At 65.3% G+C, this 15,008-nt stretch carries 14 protein-coding genes; 9 read left to right on the forward strand and 5 right to left on the reverse strand.

Annotated elements, in window-relative coordinates:
- Positions 1-17: 17 nt before the first annotated feature.
- From BLS42_RS06400 to BLS42_RS06420, 5 genes are all read left to right on the forward strand, one after another.
- Positions 18-1,127, forward strand: coding sequence for a Nickel transporter NicT (locus BLS42_RS06400; RefSeq protein WP_090578249.1), 1,110 nt, complete (start codon positions 18-20; stop codon positions 1,125-1,127).
- Between the two features lie 61 nt (positions 1,128-1,188).
- On the forward strand, positions 1,189-1,695 hold the full coding sequence (locus tag BLS42_RS06405) for an LURP-one-related/scramblase family protein (protein WP_090578252.1): 507 nt from the start codon (positions 1,189-1,191) through the stop codon (positions 1,693-1,695).
- 14 nt (positions 1,696-1,709) lie between these two features.
- Entirely contained in the window at positions 1,710-3,938 is a 2,229-nt protein-coding gene (locus BLS42_RS06410) for a transglycosylase domain-containing protein (protein WP_256336301.1), read from the forward strand.
- Between the two features lie 130 nt (positions 3,939-4,068).
- A complete protein-coding gene (locus tag BLS42_RS06415; protein ID WP_090578255.1) occupies positions 4,069-4,626 on the forward strand; it encodes a hypothetical protein in 558 nt (185 codons plus the stop codon).
- 2 nt (positions 4,627-4,628) lie between these two features.
- The gene (locus tag BLS42_RS06420) at positions 4,629-5,177 is read left to right on the forward strand and encodes a hypothetical protein (RefSeq protein ID WP_090578258.1); all 549 of its coding nucleotides are present in this window, start codon (positions 4,629-4,631) and stop codon (positions 5,175-5,177) included.
- A 42-nt stretch (positions 5,178-5,219) separates the two neighbouring features.
- Here BLS42_RS06420 and BLS42_RS06425 read toward each other — a convergent pair whose 3' ends face one another.
- The 5 genes from BLS42_RS06425 to BLS42_RS06445 all read right to left on the reverse strand — a co-directional run bounded on the left by BLS42_RS06425 (position 5,220) and on the right by BLS42_RS06445 (position 9,958).
- Complete coding sequence (locus BLS42_RS06425; protein ID WP_090578261.1) at positions 5,220-6,239, reverse strand: LLM class flavin-dependent oxidoreductase; 1,020 nt, start codon at positions 6,237-6,239, stop codon at positions 5,220-5,222.
- A gap of 181 nt (positions 6,240-6,420) precedes the next feature.
- Positions 6,421-6,825, reverse strand: coding sequence for a universal stress protein (locus tag BLS42_RS06430; protein WP_090578264.1), 405 nt, complete (start codon positions 6,823-6,825; stop codon positions 6,421-6,423).
- Positions 6,822-8,354, reverse strand: coding sequence for a tripartite tricarboxylate transporter permease (locus BLS42_RS06435; RefSeq protein ID WP_090578267.1), 1,533 nt, complete (start codon positions 8,352-8,354; stop codon positions 6,822-6,824). Before BLS42_RS06435 ends, BLS42_RS06430 begins: the two co-directional genes overlap by 4 nt.
- A 9-nt stretch (positions 8,355-8,363) precedes the next feature.
- Positions 8,364-8,951, reverse strand: a complete 588-nt coding sequence (locus BLS42_RS06440) for a tripartite tricarboxylate transporter TctB family protein (RefSeq protein WP_176803228.1) — start codon at positions 8,949-8,951, stop codon at positions 8,364-8,366.
- 5 nt (positions 8,952-8,956) lie between these two features.
- Entirely contained in the window at positions 8,957-9,958 is a 1,002-nt protein-coding gene (locus BLS42_RS06445) for a Bug family tripartite tricarboxylate transporter substrate binding protein (RefSeq protein WP_090578273.1), read from the reverse strand.
- 143 nt (positions 9,959-10,101) lie between these two features.
- Between BLS42_RS06445 and BLS42_RS06450 the strand changes: the two genes are divergently transcribed.
- The 4 genes from BLS42_RS06450 (at position 10,102) to BLS42_RS06465 (ending at position 14,989) form a co-directional block, all read left to right on the forward strand.
- Positions 10,102-10,986, forward strand: coding sequence for a LysR family transcriptional regulator (locus BLS42_RS06450; protein WP_090578275.1), 885 nt, complete (start codon positions 10,102-10,104; stop codon positions 10,984-10,986).
- A 129-nt stretch (positions 10,987-11,115) separates the two neighbouring features.
- The gene (gene kdgD, locus BLS42_RS06455) at positions 11,116-12,030 is read left to right on the forward strand and encodes a 5-dehydro-4-deoxyglucarate dehydratase (protein WP_090578278.1); all 915 of its coding nucleotides are present in this window, start codon (positions 11,116-11,118) and stop codon (positions 12,028-12,030) included.
- Between the two features lie 11 nt (positions 12,031-12,041).
- Positions 12,042-13,664: an aldehyde dehydrogenase (NADP(+)) gene (locus BLS42_RS06460; RefSeq protein ID WP_090578280.1), complete on the forward strand. Its 1,623-nt coding sequence runs from the start codon at positions 12,042-12,044 to the stop codon at positions 13,662-13,664.
- Positions 13,661-14,989, forward strand: coding sequence for an enolase C-terminal domain-like protein (locus tag BLS42_RS06465; protein WP_090578283.1), 1,329 nt, complete (start codon positions 13,661-13,663; stop codon positions 14,987-14,989). The genes BLS42_RS06460 and BLS42_RS06465 overlap by 4 nt, the downstream gene beginning before the upstream one ends.
- The last annotated feature ends 19 nt before the right edge of the window (positions 14,990-15,008 follow it).

Raw genomic sequence — 15,008 nt, forward strand, 5'->3', positions numbered from 1 at the left:
GCCTACCCTTACGAACTATGAGCAACTTGTTGCCTGTGGCGCAGCCGGAGCGACTAACGAGCAGTCGCTGGGAACGCCGGGACAAGTTCCATCTCGCGGGCATCACCGGCTTCGTCATCCTGCTCAATGTGGTCGGCTGGAGTGTGCTGACGCTGGCCGTGGCTCCGCAGAACTTCGCCCTGGGCCGCTCCGGCGTGTACGGGGTCGGGCTGGGCGTTACCGCCTTTCTGTTGGGAGTGCGGCACGCGTTCGACGCCGACCACATCGCCGTAATCGACAACACCACCCGCAAGCTGGTCGGCGAGGGAAAGACCGCGCTGGGGGTGGGCTTTTGGTTCTCGCTGGGTCACTCGACCGTCGTCTTCGGCGCGGCGCTGCTCCTGGCCCTCGGCGTGAGGGCGATGGCCAGCGGCGTGCAGAACGGGGACTCGGCCCTTATACAGACACTGGGGCTGGTGGGAAGCGCCGTCGCCGGAACGTTTCTTATCCTGATCGGGCTAATGAACCTGGTTTCGGTCATTGGCATCGTCCGGGTCTTCCGCGGGATGCGGACCGGCGAACTGAATGAGGCCGAGCTTGAGCAGCAGCTCAACAACCGGGGCTTCCTGGCTCGACTGCTCGGCGGAGCAATCCGGCGGATCGCCAAGCCATGGCACGCCTATCCGGTCGGTCTGCTGATGGGCCTGGGATTCGACACCGCGTCCCAGATAGCCCTGCTCATACTCGCAGCTGGTTCGGCGGCCCTCTCCTTGCCCTGGTACGCCATCCTGGTCCTGCCGGTGCTGTTCGCCGCCGGAATGAGCATCTTTGATACCGCCGACGGCGTGTTCATGTCCAGGGCTTACGGGTGGGCCTTCCTCAAGCCGGTCCGCAAAGTGTTCTACAACCTCACCGTCACGGTGCTCTCGGTGGTGGTGGCACTGGTGGTCGGTGGCAACATGCTGCTCGGGCTGGTGGCGGACAAGCTGGGAATCGAATCAGGACCGGCGGCCACAATCCGCTCGCTGGAGCTGGAAAACGTCGGGTACATCATTGCCGGACTCTTCGTGGTCATCTGGCTGAGCGCGCTCGCCGTTTGGAAATTTGGCCGGATCGAGCAGCGCTGGAGCCAATCCGGCACCACTTGAGGCCCCGGACCATCCGGTTCGGGTGAGGCGCCGTCCGGCGAAGCGGACCTATGGTCAGGGCATGGGACTAATACGGCACCGGCGTGACGAACACATCGGCCAGCGCTTTCAGATGCGCGAGAAACTGCTGTCGATTGGGGATGACTTCTGGATCGAAGACGACCAGGGCAGACGCGCCTACAAGGTCAATGGGAAGGCGGTCCGGATCCGGGACACGTTCGTTTTGGAGGACGCCTCGGGAAACGAGGTGGCGAGCATCCAGGAGCGCAAGCTCTCGATTCGGGACAAGATCGAAGTCGAGCGCGGCGGCGACACCGCCGCGACGGTTCATAAGGCGCTGATCGGGCTCCGGGATCGCTTCGCCATCGACGTGAAGGGTGGCGCCGACATGAAGGCGCACGGCAACATCGTCGACCACGAGTACGAGATCGAGCGCGACGGTCACACGGTCGCCACGATCTCCAAAAAATGGTTCCGCGTGCGTGAGTCCTACGGCGTCGATGTTGCTGAAGGCGAGGACATCCCGCTCGTCCTTGCGATCACCGTCGCCATCGACTCGCTGACCTAGCCTGTTCCGGGACCATGGCGCCCAGGAAAAGCACCGGATCCCTATTGGCCGGGACCCTTTGGCGGCTGTTCTGGTTCTTGACCGCGAGCGCGGTCTGCGGCGTCCTGGCCGCCAGCCTCTTGGTCCCCACCGTGGCCGCGACCGGCGTCGCCGTCAGCGACTCGATCAAATTGTTCAACAACCTCCCCTCGGACCTGACCGTGGATCCGCCGTCGGAGTCAACCAGGGTGCTCAGCGCCGACGGCAAACCGATCGCCACCTTCTACGCCGAAAACCGCGTGAAGGTCAGGCTCGACCAGATGTCCCCGTATATCAAGGACGCCATCGTCGCGATCGAGGACCGCCGCTTCTACGAACACGCCGGCATCGACCCCCAGGGGATTCTCCGGGCGCTGGTGTCCAACCTGACCGGCGGCGGCAGGCAGGGCGCGTCCACACTCACCCAGCAGTACGTCACCAACGTTCTCAATGAATCCCTCGTCTCTGCGGACAGGGGCGATCAAATTGTCCTCAACGGGCAGAAGGACATGGCCGACAAGATTCGCGAGATGAAGCTCGCTGTCGAATTGGAGAAAAGGTTCACCAAGGACCAAATCCTTGAGGGGTACCTGAACATCGTGTTCTTCGCCCGGGACGCCTACGGCATTGAAGCCGCGTCCCGCTACTTCTTCAACACCACTGCCAAGGACCTCACCCTGCCGCAGGCTGCCCTGCTGGCTGGCCTCGTGAACAGCCCCAGCCTCTACAATCCTGACGTCCATCCGAAAAACGCCGTCCAGCGACGCAACCAGGTTCTCGGCAAGATGCTCAGCCACGGCGATATCTCGCAAGCGCAACATAAAGCCGCCGTCGCGGCCCCGGTGGGTCTTAAGATCACCCCCGGGAGGCAGGGATGCGCCGGCGCAGCAATGGCACCGTACTTCTGCGATTACGTTTCCCACCTCATCCTCAACAACCTGGCCTACGGCGCGGATGTTGCCGAGCGCGAGCGGAAGCTGTTCCGCGGCGGCCTGACGATCAGCACCACCCTGGACAGCCGGCTCCAACTGGCCGCGCAGGCGCAGGTCGATGCCACAGCCGGCGCCAACCCGGACAAATGGGGGGCCGCGATGGTCTCGATCGCGCCCGGAACCGGCAAGATCCTGGCGATGGCGCAAAACACCGTCTTTCTCCCAGCGCCCGGAAAATTCGATACCCAGTTGAACTTCAACGTCGATTCCAAGGATGCCCACGGCAACGATCTCAACGGCGCCGGCGGGTTTCAGCCAGGCTCCACTATGAAACCGTTCACGTTCGCCGAATGGCTCAACGAGGGCAAATCCCTCGCCGCTATGGTGGATGCCTCACGGCGGTCCTATCCCCTAGGGTTTCGGTGGAGGTCAAGCTGCGGCCGGGTGCTCGGTGCCTACAGCACGAGCCAGAAGTCCCTCGGCGCAGCAGACGATCTGAAGAACAACGACGCCGGATACTACCGCCGCATGCGCGTGGACTACGGTCTGTACAACTCCATCAACACCGCCACGTTCGCCGAGGCCGCCCAACTCGACTTCTGCGGCATCCAGAAAATGGTGGACGCCGCGGGAATCCACAGCGGCGTGGACAACGCCCAGGTGAACATGCACCAGCTCGGCAATCTGCTAGGCGCCATCGGCGTGGCCCCGCTCCATCTGGCCAATGCGTTTGCCACCTTCGCCAACGACGGCAAATACTGCACACCCATTGCCATTACGGCAGTAACCGACGCGGCTGGAAAGAAACTGCCGGCCGAGACCAGCGCCTGTCGTGATGCGATCAAGCCCGAGGTCGCTCGCGGTGTGAACGCCGTGCTGCAGGACGTACTGAAGCGCGGGTCCGGCGTTTACATCAAGCCCAAGGTCCAAACCCGGTTTCCGACCGCGGCCAAGACGGGCACCTCCAACACCAACGGCGCCACCTGGGTAGTGGGCTACACCTCCGGCCTCGCCACGGCTTCCTTCTTCGGCGATGCCTTGGAAGGCCAGAAGCGGCCCGGCCAGAACATCACCGTCAACGGCAAGTTCTACAAGGCCATTGACGGCTATATGCTCGCCGGCCCGCAGTGGGCGAACTACATGCTGCAGGTCGCCGGTTACTACCCGGCCGCCGCCTTCCCGAAGCCGCCGGAATCGATGACCCGGACGAAGTCCACGCCCCGCGCGCCCTTCACACGCTTCACACCCCGGACGCGGTGCTTCCCCGGTGTTTATAGGGCGTGGTGTCGCTGACACTGACCAGAATTGCCTCGGATCCAATGCCGCACCCTATGCCATTGGGCCCGGAGCCTCTATCCTCTTGCCATGAGAGTCGGGGGCAAATTCCGGCGAGGGGGTTCGCGACACCGCACGCGAGTGGCTCGTGAATACTGATAGCGCCCAGCCGCATGACAATTACGACGCTTTCCTGTCGAGGCTGGACGCCGCCACAACCAGCCTGAGCACGCGGGCCGGCTCGCTGGACAAGGCGATGGCAGCGGTCTCGTTGCTGGTGGGACCCTATGAATCCGCCGTCCGGAAATGGGCACGACGGCGCCATTACGTCAGTGAGCAGCTCGCCGCGCACTCCGGGTCCCCGCAGTCCTACACCGCGCTGTGCGAGCTCCACATCGTGGCGGGAAAGATGGAATCGATGCTGCGCGGCCGTGTCGAGCGCGTCACCGAAAAGCTGGCGGTCATGCAAGGGCGGCGCGAGGCCATCGACAAGGCACTGCTGGAGCTTGAGCTGAGCAGAATTAAGCTGACTACGTCCCGGATGCTGTCACAGGACCGCGAAGAGTTGAGCGGCATCTTTTCTGAACTCGCCGGCTCCACCGTTGCCACCGGAGCCATTCCCGATATGGGTCTGCTGAGCGATCTCAAGGAAGCACGCGAGGCAATCATCCTGGCCGAAGCGCTCATGGAAGTGAAGGGATACTAATCATGGAAATTTCACGGCGCGATCACCCCCGCAAGGACACCGTCGCCCTCGTTCGTTGGTCAAGGAAACCAGGCGAAAACCCCGTATTCAAGTTCATCATGTCCAGCATTTTTGGATTGATCCTGTGCCTGTTCCTGATGATCTTCCTGCCCATGCTCAGGAGTTTCGGTGCCATGGTTTTGTTTACATTCCTCTTCGCCGCGCTTCTCACGGTGCGCACGGTCTCGGCCCAGAGACGCTTCACGCGGGGGCTAACCAAAAGGATCAACGACACCCTCGCCGAGGTCACGAATAACCCGGGCGACCAACTGTCAGTCAATCAGTTCCGGCACATGACCAAGAGCGGCGAGCAGCTTCCGCTCGTTGTCGGCGGCGTGCCCGGGTTGAACCTGCATGTGGCCCGGGCGTCAACGCTGGAGAAACATGCCCAGGAGAAATGGGTTGCGGTCTTCACGGTGGTCCCCCCGGAGAACGGGACCGCCAGCTTCGACCGCCTGGTGGCGGCGGCAATCCATGCCGGCCCCGGTACCACCAGCAGTGGCGCCCCCTAGTCCACCGCGGTAGGGCCGTTGCGGGAGAGCCGGCCGCCGTCGTCAATCCCAGCCCAAGGCGGGGCGGAGGTCGCGGGATATCGACTCGAGCAGCCGGACGTTGAAGTCCACGCCGAGCTGGTTGGGGACGGTGACGAGCAACGTGTCCGCCGCGACCACGGCCGCGTCCCTGGCGAGCTCCACCACGAGGCGGTCGGGTTCACCGATGTAGCTGCGCCCGAAGCGGGCCAGTCCGCCGTCGAGGTAGCCCACCTGGTCCCGGGCGTCGGCCTGCGCGCGCAGCCCGAAATATCGTCGCGATTCGTCATCGATCAGCGGAATGATGCTTCGCGATACGGACACCCGCGGCGTGCGCCGGTGGCCGGCCGCTGCCCAGGCCTCCCGGAATCCCTCGATCTGCTCGGCCTGCAGTTGGTCGAAGGGAACTCCGGTATCCTCCGTCAGCAGGGTCGAGGACATGAGGTTCATGCCCTGCTGTCCCGCCCACCGGGCGCTGGCGCGGTTTCCCGCACCCCACCAGATCCGCTCGGGGAGCGTCGGAGACAGGGGCTGAATCGGGACCAGCCCGCTGTGCCCGCTGACCTGCGGATTGCCTCTGGCCATGCCCGCGCCCGAGATGGCGTCCCGAAACCGCTCCGTGTGCCGGCGCGCCATGTCGGCGTTGGACTCGCCCTCCGCCGGGTGGTACCCGAAAGCCTCGAAGCCGGCCAGGACTGTCTCGGGCGAACCGCGGCTGACCCCCAGCTGCAGCCGCCCGCCGCTGATGAGGTCGACGGCGGCGGCCTCCTCGGCCATGTAGAGCGGGTTCTCGTAACGCATGTCTATGACTCCGGTGCCCATCTCGATTCGAGAGGTGCGCGCGGCAATCGCGGCGAGCAGCGGGAACGGCGAGGCCTGCTGCTCGGCAAAGTGATGGACCCGGAAGAACGCGCCGTCGACGCCGGCTTCCTCCGCGGCCACGGCCAATTCAATCGCCTGAAGGAGCGCGTCCCGGGCGGAACGCACACGCGAACCGGGGACGTCGCCCCAGTGGCCGAAGGACAGAAACCCGATCTTTTTCATAAGGACTCACACCCTTTCATGGGAAGCCGGACTTTGGAATGGGGGCGGGGCTGGGCGACCGCGCTCCGCCAGAGTGCTGGCACCTTCCAGGGCGGGATCTGTCGCGCGGAAGCGAACGGGCCGGACCCGCGTAGGGGGTCCGACCCGTCCACTCCTGGTTTGAGCCGCTGGCAACAGCCGGCTAGGAGAGGGCTCCGTCCGCCTTCACGGCAAGGACGGGCCGGTCCGCCTGCATGAGGATGCGCTGGGCGTGGCTGCCCAGGATGAATTTGCCGACCTGTGAGCGGTGCCGCAGGCCAATGACAATCAGGGATGCGTTGACCTCGCGGGCGACGTCAAGGAATTCATCGGCGAGGTCGTCACGGTACGGCGGCTGGACCACGGTTGCCCGGATGCCAGCCTCCGTAGCCCGGCGGCCGGCCTGCTCCAGGACGTCGGCGGCTGCAACGGACTTATCTACCAGGGCGCCTTCGCGTGCTGAGTTGACGATAACCAAGTCTTCATTCCTGAGCATGGCTTCGGCAATGCCGGCGGTCAGGGCGGCCTCCCCTGCCGGTGTGGGGACGAAACCGACGATGATGCTCATACCTTCTCCTTGATTTTCGTGGTGATGGGCTGTTCGCTTGGCGCTGTCGTCCCCTTCGCAAGCATGGACCGGATGCCCGGGAGTACCGCTACCAGGACGAACACGATCAGAAGCGTCGCGGAGATGGGGCGGGTGAAGAAGCCCGTGGGATCGCCGCCGAACACGAGAAGCGAACGACGCAGCGAGCTCTCCAGCAGGGATCCGAGGACGAAGGCCAGGACCAGTGGACCGGGTTCAAAGCCGAATTTCTTCATCAGGTATCCGACGATCCCGAACACCACGACGAGCGTTACATCGAACATGCTGTTGTTGATGGTGTAGGCGCCGAGCAGTGTGATGAGAGCGGTGACCGGGGCCAGGATCGCGGCCCGAACGCGGAGGATTTTTACGAAGATTCCGACGAGGGGCAGGCTCATGATCAGCAGCAGGATGTTGCCGATGTACATGGAGTTGACGACGCCCCAGAACAGCTCGGGGTCCTGCTCCACCAGCTGCGGGCCCGGCGTCACTCCCTGGATCAGCAAGGCACCGAACATCAGGGCCATGGTGGCGTTAGCCGGGATTCCTAGGGTCAGCAGCGGGATGAATGACGACGTTGCTGCGGCGTTGTTGGCGGTTTCCGGTCCAGCGACGCCCTCGGGCGCCCCTTTGCCGAATCGTTCCGGCTGCTTGGCGCGCTTCTTCTCCATGGCATAGGAGGCCATCGATGCGATGGTGGCGCCGCCGCCGGGCAGGATGCCGAGGAAGAACCCGAGGACCGAACCGCGGGCGATCGCGCCGGAGGCCTGCTTGAGATCCGTCCGGGATGGCCAGACGTTCGTGACCTTGGATGGTGCCTTGGCGGCGCGGTGCCGCTCTTCGAGGTTGTAGAGGATTTCGCCCAGGCCGAAGATGCCCATGGCGATCGGTACGAAGTCGATTCCGTCGGCCAGCTCCAGGTTGCCGAAGGTGAAGCGGCTTTCGCCGGTGAAGATGTCCCGGCCGACTGTTGCCAGCAGCAGGCCGACGGCGGCGGCGATGAGTGCCTTGGTCTTGGCGCCGTTGCTGATGGTGGCCACCAACAGGATCCCGAGCAGTGCGAGTGCCGAGTATTCTGCCGGGCCGAAGTCGAGGGCAAAGCTCGCCACGACGGGGGCGAGGAAGGTCAGGCCGATGATTGAGGCGGTTCCGCCGATGAACGAGCCGATGGACGCCAGGCCGAGTGCGGTGCCGGCCTTCCCCTGTTTGGCCATCTGGTAGCCGTCGAAGACGGTCACCACAGACGAGGCTTCGCCGGGAAGCCGGAGGAGCACCGAGGTGATGGTGCCGCCGTACTGTGCGCCGTAGAAGATGCCCGCGAGCATGATGATGGCGGTGACGGGTTCGACGTTGTAGGTCAGCGGCAGCAGGATGGCGATGGTTGCCGCGGGCCCCAGACCGGGCAGGACACCGATTAACATGCCGATGACGACGCCGATCAGGCAGTACAGGAGGTTGCTCGGCTCCAGGACAACGGCGAATCCGTTGATCACGGGATTTAGAAAATCCACGGGGTTCTCCTAGAAGAGGTGGGGAATGGAGGTGTTGAGCGCAAGGACGAAGATTCCGTAGAACGCCGCCACGACGATCGCGCTCACCAGCACGGTGGTGAGCCACGTTTCGCCGCCGAGGAAGCGCATCCAGATGACGCACAGGGCGAGGGCGGGCAGTTCAAAACCGATGGCCGGCATCAGCGCGACCATGGCGGCGAGGGTGACGAGCCCTGTGAGGGGTGCGGAGGACATGCGGGTGAACTTCTCCGCGTCCCGGTTGTGCCGCCCGATGATCAACTGGAAGAGTCCCAGGACCACCATGACGCAGCTGATCATGAACGGCCACAGCCCAGGCTCCGGCGCCGCCGGAGTGCCGAGGCCCATCGCAACGGACAGGACCAGTGCGCCGGTGCCGACGCCGAGTACCACCAAGGAGGATGCCGCATTTGCCAGCGCTCCGGCGGCAGGAGGCTTCTCGTCCTCCCACTGCGCGGCGAGTTGCTCCGGCGTGAGGTCCTCTAGAAGGTCTTCGTCAGGAGCTTCGGGGGCGTCCCCGCCGGAGGGGGCGGCCGGGCGGCTTCCCCCTCCGGCGGGCACTGCAGGTGAAGACGACACTGGGATCACTTCGTTCCGCTGAGGCTGATGTCGTACTTCTCCACCAGCGCCTTGTACTTAGCGGCGTAGTCCTTCCACTGGGTGACGACTTCCTCGCCGGAGATTTCCTTCGGGGTCAGCATGTTCTTCTTGTTGAATTCCTTGTAGGAATCGGACTTGAAGGTCTCCTGGATGGCAGCGAGCAGCTTGTCCTTCACGTCCTTGGGGGTTCCTTTGGGAGCGGCGACGGCGCGGTACTGCGCCACGGGAACGTCGTAACCGGATTCCTTGGCTGTGGGCACGTCCGGGAGGAAGGAGTTCCGCTCCTCCGAGAAGACGAGCAGCGGTGCGACCTTTCCGGCCTTGATCTGCGGCATGGCTTCGCCGAGCTGGATGGTGGAGACTTCGACCTGGTTGCCGAGGACCGCGGTGAGGGCGGGTTTGCCGCTGTCGAACGGGACATCGGTGCCCTTGACGCCGGCCTGCTTGAAGAGGACGGTCTGTGCCAGCTGGCTGCCGGTGCCCACGCCGGTGGTGCCGAAGGTGATATTGCGCCCGGCTCCGGTCAGGTCCTTGATGCTGTTGAAGCCGGAGGCCTTGCTGGCCACCAGCACGTAGTCGTCCTGGGACAGGCCGGCGATGATGTCCAGGTCGTCGATGTTGACGGCTTCATCCGCGGTAACCGCCAACGGGGTGATCGTGATCAGGGACGCGGTGACTAGCAGGAGGTTCTGGCCGTCGGCGGGCTTGCCGGCAACTTCCTTCGTGGCCAGGGCGCCGTTCGCGCCCGGCTTGTTCACCACAGGCATCGGGGCGCCGAGGGTTTTGGACGCACCTTCGGAGATGGCGCGGGCGATCAAGTCGGTGCTGCCGCCGGCGGCCTGGCCCACGGTGAGGCTTATGGGCCCGTTCGGATATTTGGAAGAATCGCTACTGCCGCCGGCAACATTGCCGCAAGCCGTCAGCGCCAAGAGCGTGACGGCGGATGCCGCTCCAATTACGGTGCGGCGCGAAGGGAAGTGCATCATTGAAACTCCTCATGGATGGTCAGGGCCCAGTGCCCCGGAAGCATGTGAACCGCGTCACTGCCGGTTCGCTGTGTCGAGTGTAGGGAGCGGCTATGATGCATGTCTAAGCCCAAATATGCATCGAGTGATACCGGAAAGGCATCATGTTCACTTTTGACCAGCTGGCCGGATTCATCGCGGTGGCAGAAGAGCTTCACTTCGGCCGCGCCGCGGAACGCCTGAATATGACCCAGCCTCCGCTGAGCCGGCAGATCCAAAAGCTGGAGAAGGCCGTTGGCGCCGAGCTGCTGGAACGGGACAACCGAAAGGTCCAGCTCACCCCGGCCGGAACCGCCTTCCTGGAGGAAGCCAGGCGGTTGTTGGCCCTCGCGGAACGCGCCCCTGTCACCGCCCGCCGCATCGCGTCGGGCCGCTCCGGCCTTCTGCGAATCGGTTTCACCGCCGCCAGCGGGTTCAGTATCTTGGGGCCGCTCCTCGAAGAGATTTCGGCGATCCTCCCCGACGTCGACGTCGACCTGCAGGAACTGGTGACCGGCGAACAGATCCAGGCCCTTGAAACGGGAGAACTGGACCTGGGGCTGGCACGCCCGCCCTTCGATAAGGAAGTCTTCGACTCGCGGCTCCTGTACCGCGAATCCATGATGGTGGCGGTTCCGGCCGGCCACCCCCTGGCCCGCCGCGGCGGCGTTGTAGGGAACGACGACCTCAAGGATGAGGCCCTCATCATGCATTCGCCTCTGCAGGCCCGGTACTTCTACGACCTCGTGATCCGCATGCTGCCGGTGCAGCACGGCAACGTGGTCCACACCGTAAGCCAGATCCTCACCATGGTCTCGCTGGTGGCGGCCAAACGCGGCGTCGCCTTTGTGCCCCGGTCCGCCACAGCGCTGGGCATCCAGGGGGTCGAATTCCTCCCGCTGGCCAGCAGCCACGGCGAACCCGTGGAGCTCCATGCCATCTGGAGCCGGAAAGTGAGCAATCCCGCCCTGTCACGGCTTCTCGGCAGCCTGGACTTCCAGCTGGACTAGCAGCATGGCAATGCACTCAAGGTATCAATGCATTCAATAATGCACTTGGACAGGCATGAGGCACCAAACCTAGTCTGAAGGGGAACCGCACTTCCCCGCCGACTTGGCGCATACCCGGAGGACCACACCGTGGCAAAATACACACCCCAGGAACTGGCGAACGTCCTCAAGGACGGGCTGCTCTCCTTCCCCGTCACCTCGTTCGACGCACAGCTGCAGTTCGACGAGGAGAACTACCGCAAGCACCTCGCCTGGCAGGCCAGCTTCCCCGTGGCCGGACTCTTCGCGGCCGGCGGAACCGGTGAGGGCTTCTCGCTGACCCCGTCCGAGTCCGAGCGCGTTGTCCGTGCCGCCGTCGAGGAAGTCGGCGGCATCGTCCCCGTCCTGGCCTCCGCCGGCGGCTCCACCGCCCAGGCCGTCGAGAACGCGCGCGCCGCGGAAGCCGCCGGCGCCGAAGGCATCCTGCTGCTGCCGCCCTACCTCACCGAAGCAGACCAGGGCGGCCTGATCGAACACGTCAGCGCCATCTGCCGGTCCACCTCCCTCGGCGTCATCATCTACAACCGTGCGAACGCGATCTACAAGGACACCACGGTCGCCACCCTGGCCGAGCGTCACGAGAACCTGATCGGCTTCAAGGACGGCGTCGGCGACCTCGAGCACGATGCCCGCGTGTACGCCAAGCTGGGCGATCGCCTGTTCTACCTCGGCGGCCTCCCGACGGCGGAGACCTTCGCCCTCCCGCTGCTGCAGCTGGGCATGAGCACCTACTCCAGCGCCATGTACAACTTCGTGCCCCAGTTTGCCCTGGACTTCTACCAGGACGTCCGCAATCAAGACCGGGTTGCCGTCAACAAGAAGCTCAACGAGTTCGTGATCCCGTACCTCGACATCCGCGACCGGGTAAAGGGCTACTCTGTCTCGATCGTCAAAGGTGGCCTCGACGCGATCGGCCGCTCCGCCGGCGGAGTCCGTCCGCCGCTGCAGAACCTGGCGCCCCAGGACCTCGCAGACCTCAAGTCCCTCATCGCCACCGTTTCCTAGGAGGATGCACCGTGACACTCACCGGACGCTCACTCATTGCCGGCCAGGCCGTCGCCGGTGACGGCAAGACGGCATACGCCTTCAATCCTGCCACCAACTCCCAGCTCGAGCCCGGCTACACGCTGCTCACCGAGGACCAGCTGAAGGACGCCACCGCTGCGGCCGCCGCGGCCTACCCCTCCTTCAGTACGCTCGACCCGGAAACCCACGCCCGGTTCCTGGAGGCCATTGCCGAGAACATCGAGGCGATCGGCGAGGAACTCGTCACCCGCGCGGGCCTCGAGACCGGGCTGCCGGCCGCGAGGCTGCAGGGCGAGCGAGCGCGCACCACCGGCCAGCTCCGGCTTTTCGCCGGCGTCGTCCGCCAAGGTGACTTCCGCGGCGTCCGGATCGACCCGGCGTTGCCGGACCGCGCCCCCCTGCCGCGCGCCGACATCCGCCAGCGGCAGATCCCGCTCGGTCCCGTCGCCGTGTTTGGTGCCAGCAACTTCCCGCTGGCGTTCTCGACGGCGGGCGGCGACACCGCCTCCGCCCTCGCCGCCGGCTGCCCCGTGGTGTTCAAGGCCCACAATGCGCACCCCGGCACCGGCGAACTCGTCGGTCAGGCCATCGCCACGGCCGTCCGCGACACCGGGCTGCACCCCGGCGTGTTCTCGCTGATCTACGGCCCGGGCAGCAGCATCGGCCAGGCCCTCGTCGCCGATCCGGCCATCAAGGCAGTCGGCTTCACGGGCTCGCAGTCCGCCGGCATCGCCCTGATGCGCACCGCAGCTGCCCGGCCGGAGCCCATTCCGGTCTATGCGGAAATGTCTTCGCTCAACCCGGTCTTCGTCTTCCCCGGCGCCCTCGAAGGCGACGTGGATGCCCTGGCGCGGCAGTACGTCACCGCCGTCACCGGCAGCTCCGGGCAGCTGTGCACCTCCCCCGGTCTCCTGTTCGCCCCTGCCGGTGCGGCCGGCGACGCCTTTGCCGCCGCGGTCGGCCGGGCCGTGTCCTCCTGCGCCGGGCAGACCATGCTGACCGCAGGCATCGCCGGGTCCTGGAACGCCGGCGCCGAAGCGCTGGGCTCCGCCGAGAACGTCAGCGTCGTCGGGCAAGGCGCCGAAGGGGCGACGAAGAACGCCCCCGCCCCCGCAATCTTCGGCACCAGCGTCGCCGAGTTCGTGTCCAACCCCGTGCTCCACCAGGAAATCTTCGGCGCCGCCAGCCTGGTGATCCGTTACTCCACCACCGAGGAACTCGTTGACGCCGCCACCCGGCTCGAAGGCCAGCTCACGGCATCCCTGCAGCTGACCGAGGCGGACTACCCGGCAGCGGCTCCGCTCATCCCCGCACTGGAGCAGAAGGTCGGCCGGATTATTGTCAACGGCTGGCCGACCGGCGTCGAAGTAGGCCACGCCATGGTGCACGGCGGCCCGTTCCCCGCCACATCGGACACTCGAACCACCTCCGTGGGCACGCTGGCGATCAACCGGTTCCTGCGGCCCGTCGCCTACCAGAACCTGCCCCAGGAACTGCTCCCGGCGCCGCTGCAGGATCCGAACCCCTGGCGGCTGAACCGCCGGATCGACGGCGTCGTTCATATCGCCGGAGCAGAAGAGGCAGCAACAGAGAAAGCAGAGGTCAACGCGTGAGCACGCAGCCCACCATCGCCCACGTTGAAGTGGTCCCGGTCGCCGGGCACGACAGCATGCTGATGAACCTCAGCGGCGCGCACGGCCCATTCTTCACCCGCAACATCGTGCTCATCACCGATTCGGACGGGCGCACCGGCCTCGGCGAAGTGCCGGGCGGGGAGAAGATCCGCGCCACCATCGAGGAGGCCGGCGCCTTCCTGGCCGGACAGCCGGTGGCCCGCTACCGCTCCCTGCTGCGGGACGTCGCGGCGAAGTTCGCCGACCGCGACGCCGGCGGCCGCGGCCTGCAGACCTTTGACCTGCGCACCACCGTCCATGCCGTCACCGCCGTCGAATCCGCCCTCCTTGACCTGCACGGACAGTTCCTCGAAGTTCCGGTCGCGGAATTGCTCGGCGACGGCCAGCAGCGCAGCTCGGTGCCCATGCTTGGCTATCTGTTCTTCATCGGCGACCCCGGTCGGACGGATTTGCCATACCTGGTGGAGGACGCACCGGCAGACCGGTGGGAAAAGCTCCGCCGACACGAAGCCATGACGCCCGAGGCCGTGGTGGCCCTGGCCGAAGCAGCCCAGGAACGGTACGGCTTCAGCGACTTCAAGCTCAAGGGCGGCGTGCTCTCCGGCGACGCCGAGGTGGATGTGGTGACCGCCCTGGCCAAGCGCTTCCCGGAGGCCCGGATCACCCTTGATCCCAACGGCGCCTGGCTCCTTGACGAAGCCATCCGCCTGGGCAAACGCATGCAGGGCGTGGTGGCGTACGCCGAAGACCCCTGCGGCGCGGAAGGCCGCTTCTCCGGACGCGAGGTCATGGCTGAATTCCGCCGTGCCACCGGGCTGAAGACCGCCACGAACATGATCGCCACGGACTGGCGCGAAATGTCCCACGCCATCCGCAGCAACGCCGTCGACATTCCGTTGGCGGACCCGCATTTCTGGACCATGCACGGCTCCGTCCGGGTGGCGCAGATGTGCGCCGAATTCGGCCTGACCTGGGGATCGCACTCGAACAACCACTTCGACATCTCGCTCGCAATGTTCACCCACACCGGGGCAGCCGCCCCAGGCGAGATCACGGCGCTGGACACCCACTGGATCTGGCAGGACGGCCAGGGGCTCACCAAGGACCCGCTGCAGATCAAGGACGGTGCGATCAAGGTTCCTGACGCTCCCGGCCTCGGCATCGAGCTGGACCGCGACGCCCTGGACAAGGCACACCAGCTGTATCTGGAACACGGCCTCGACGCCCGCGACGACAGCATCGGCATGCAGTACTACATTGACGGCTGGTCCTTTGACCCCAAGCGGCCCTGCCTCGTTCGATAGGGATTGTTCGCTAGGGATA

Origin of the sequence: Arthrobacter sp. ov407, from assembly GCF_900102895.1 — a bacterium.
GTDB lineage: Bacteria > Actinomycetota > Actinomycetes > Actinomycetales > Micrococcaceae > Arthrobacter.

Bases quoted from the DNA above. Each gene is read 5' to 3' on its own strand.
- BLS42_RS06420 (WP_090578258.1), top strand. From the start codon at position 4,629: ATGGAAATTTCACGGCGCGATCACCCCCGCAAGGACACCGTCGCCCTC.
- BLS42_RS06430 (WP_090578264.1), bottom strand. From the start codon at position 6,825: ATGAGCATCATCGTCGGTTTCGTCCCCACACCGGCAGGGGAGGCCGCC.
- BLS42_RS06445 (WP_090578273.1), bottom strand. From the start codon at position 9,958: ATGATGCACTTCCCTTCGCGCCGCACCGTAATTGGAGCGGCATCCGCC.
- BLS42_RS06425 (WP_090578261.1), bottom strand. From the start codon at position 6,239: ATGAAAAAGATCGGGTTTCTGTCCTTCGGCCACTGGGGCGACGTCCCC.
- BLS42_RS06450 (WP_090578275.1), top strand. From the start codon at position 10,102: ATGTTCACTTTTGACCAGCTGGCCGGATTCATCGCGGTGGCAGAAGAG.
- BLS42_RS06400 (WP_090578249.1), top strand. From the start codon at position 18: ATGAGCAACTTGTTGCCTGTGGCGCAGCCGGAGCGACTAACGAGCAGT.
- BLS42_RS06405 (WP_090578252.1), top strand. From the start codon at position 1,189: ATGGGACTAATACGGCACCGGCGTGACGAACACATCGGCCAGCGCTTT.
- BLS42_RS06410 (WP_256336301.1), top strand. From the start codon at position 1,710: ATGGCGCCCAGGAAAAGCACCGGATCCCTATTGGCCGGGACCCTTTGG.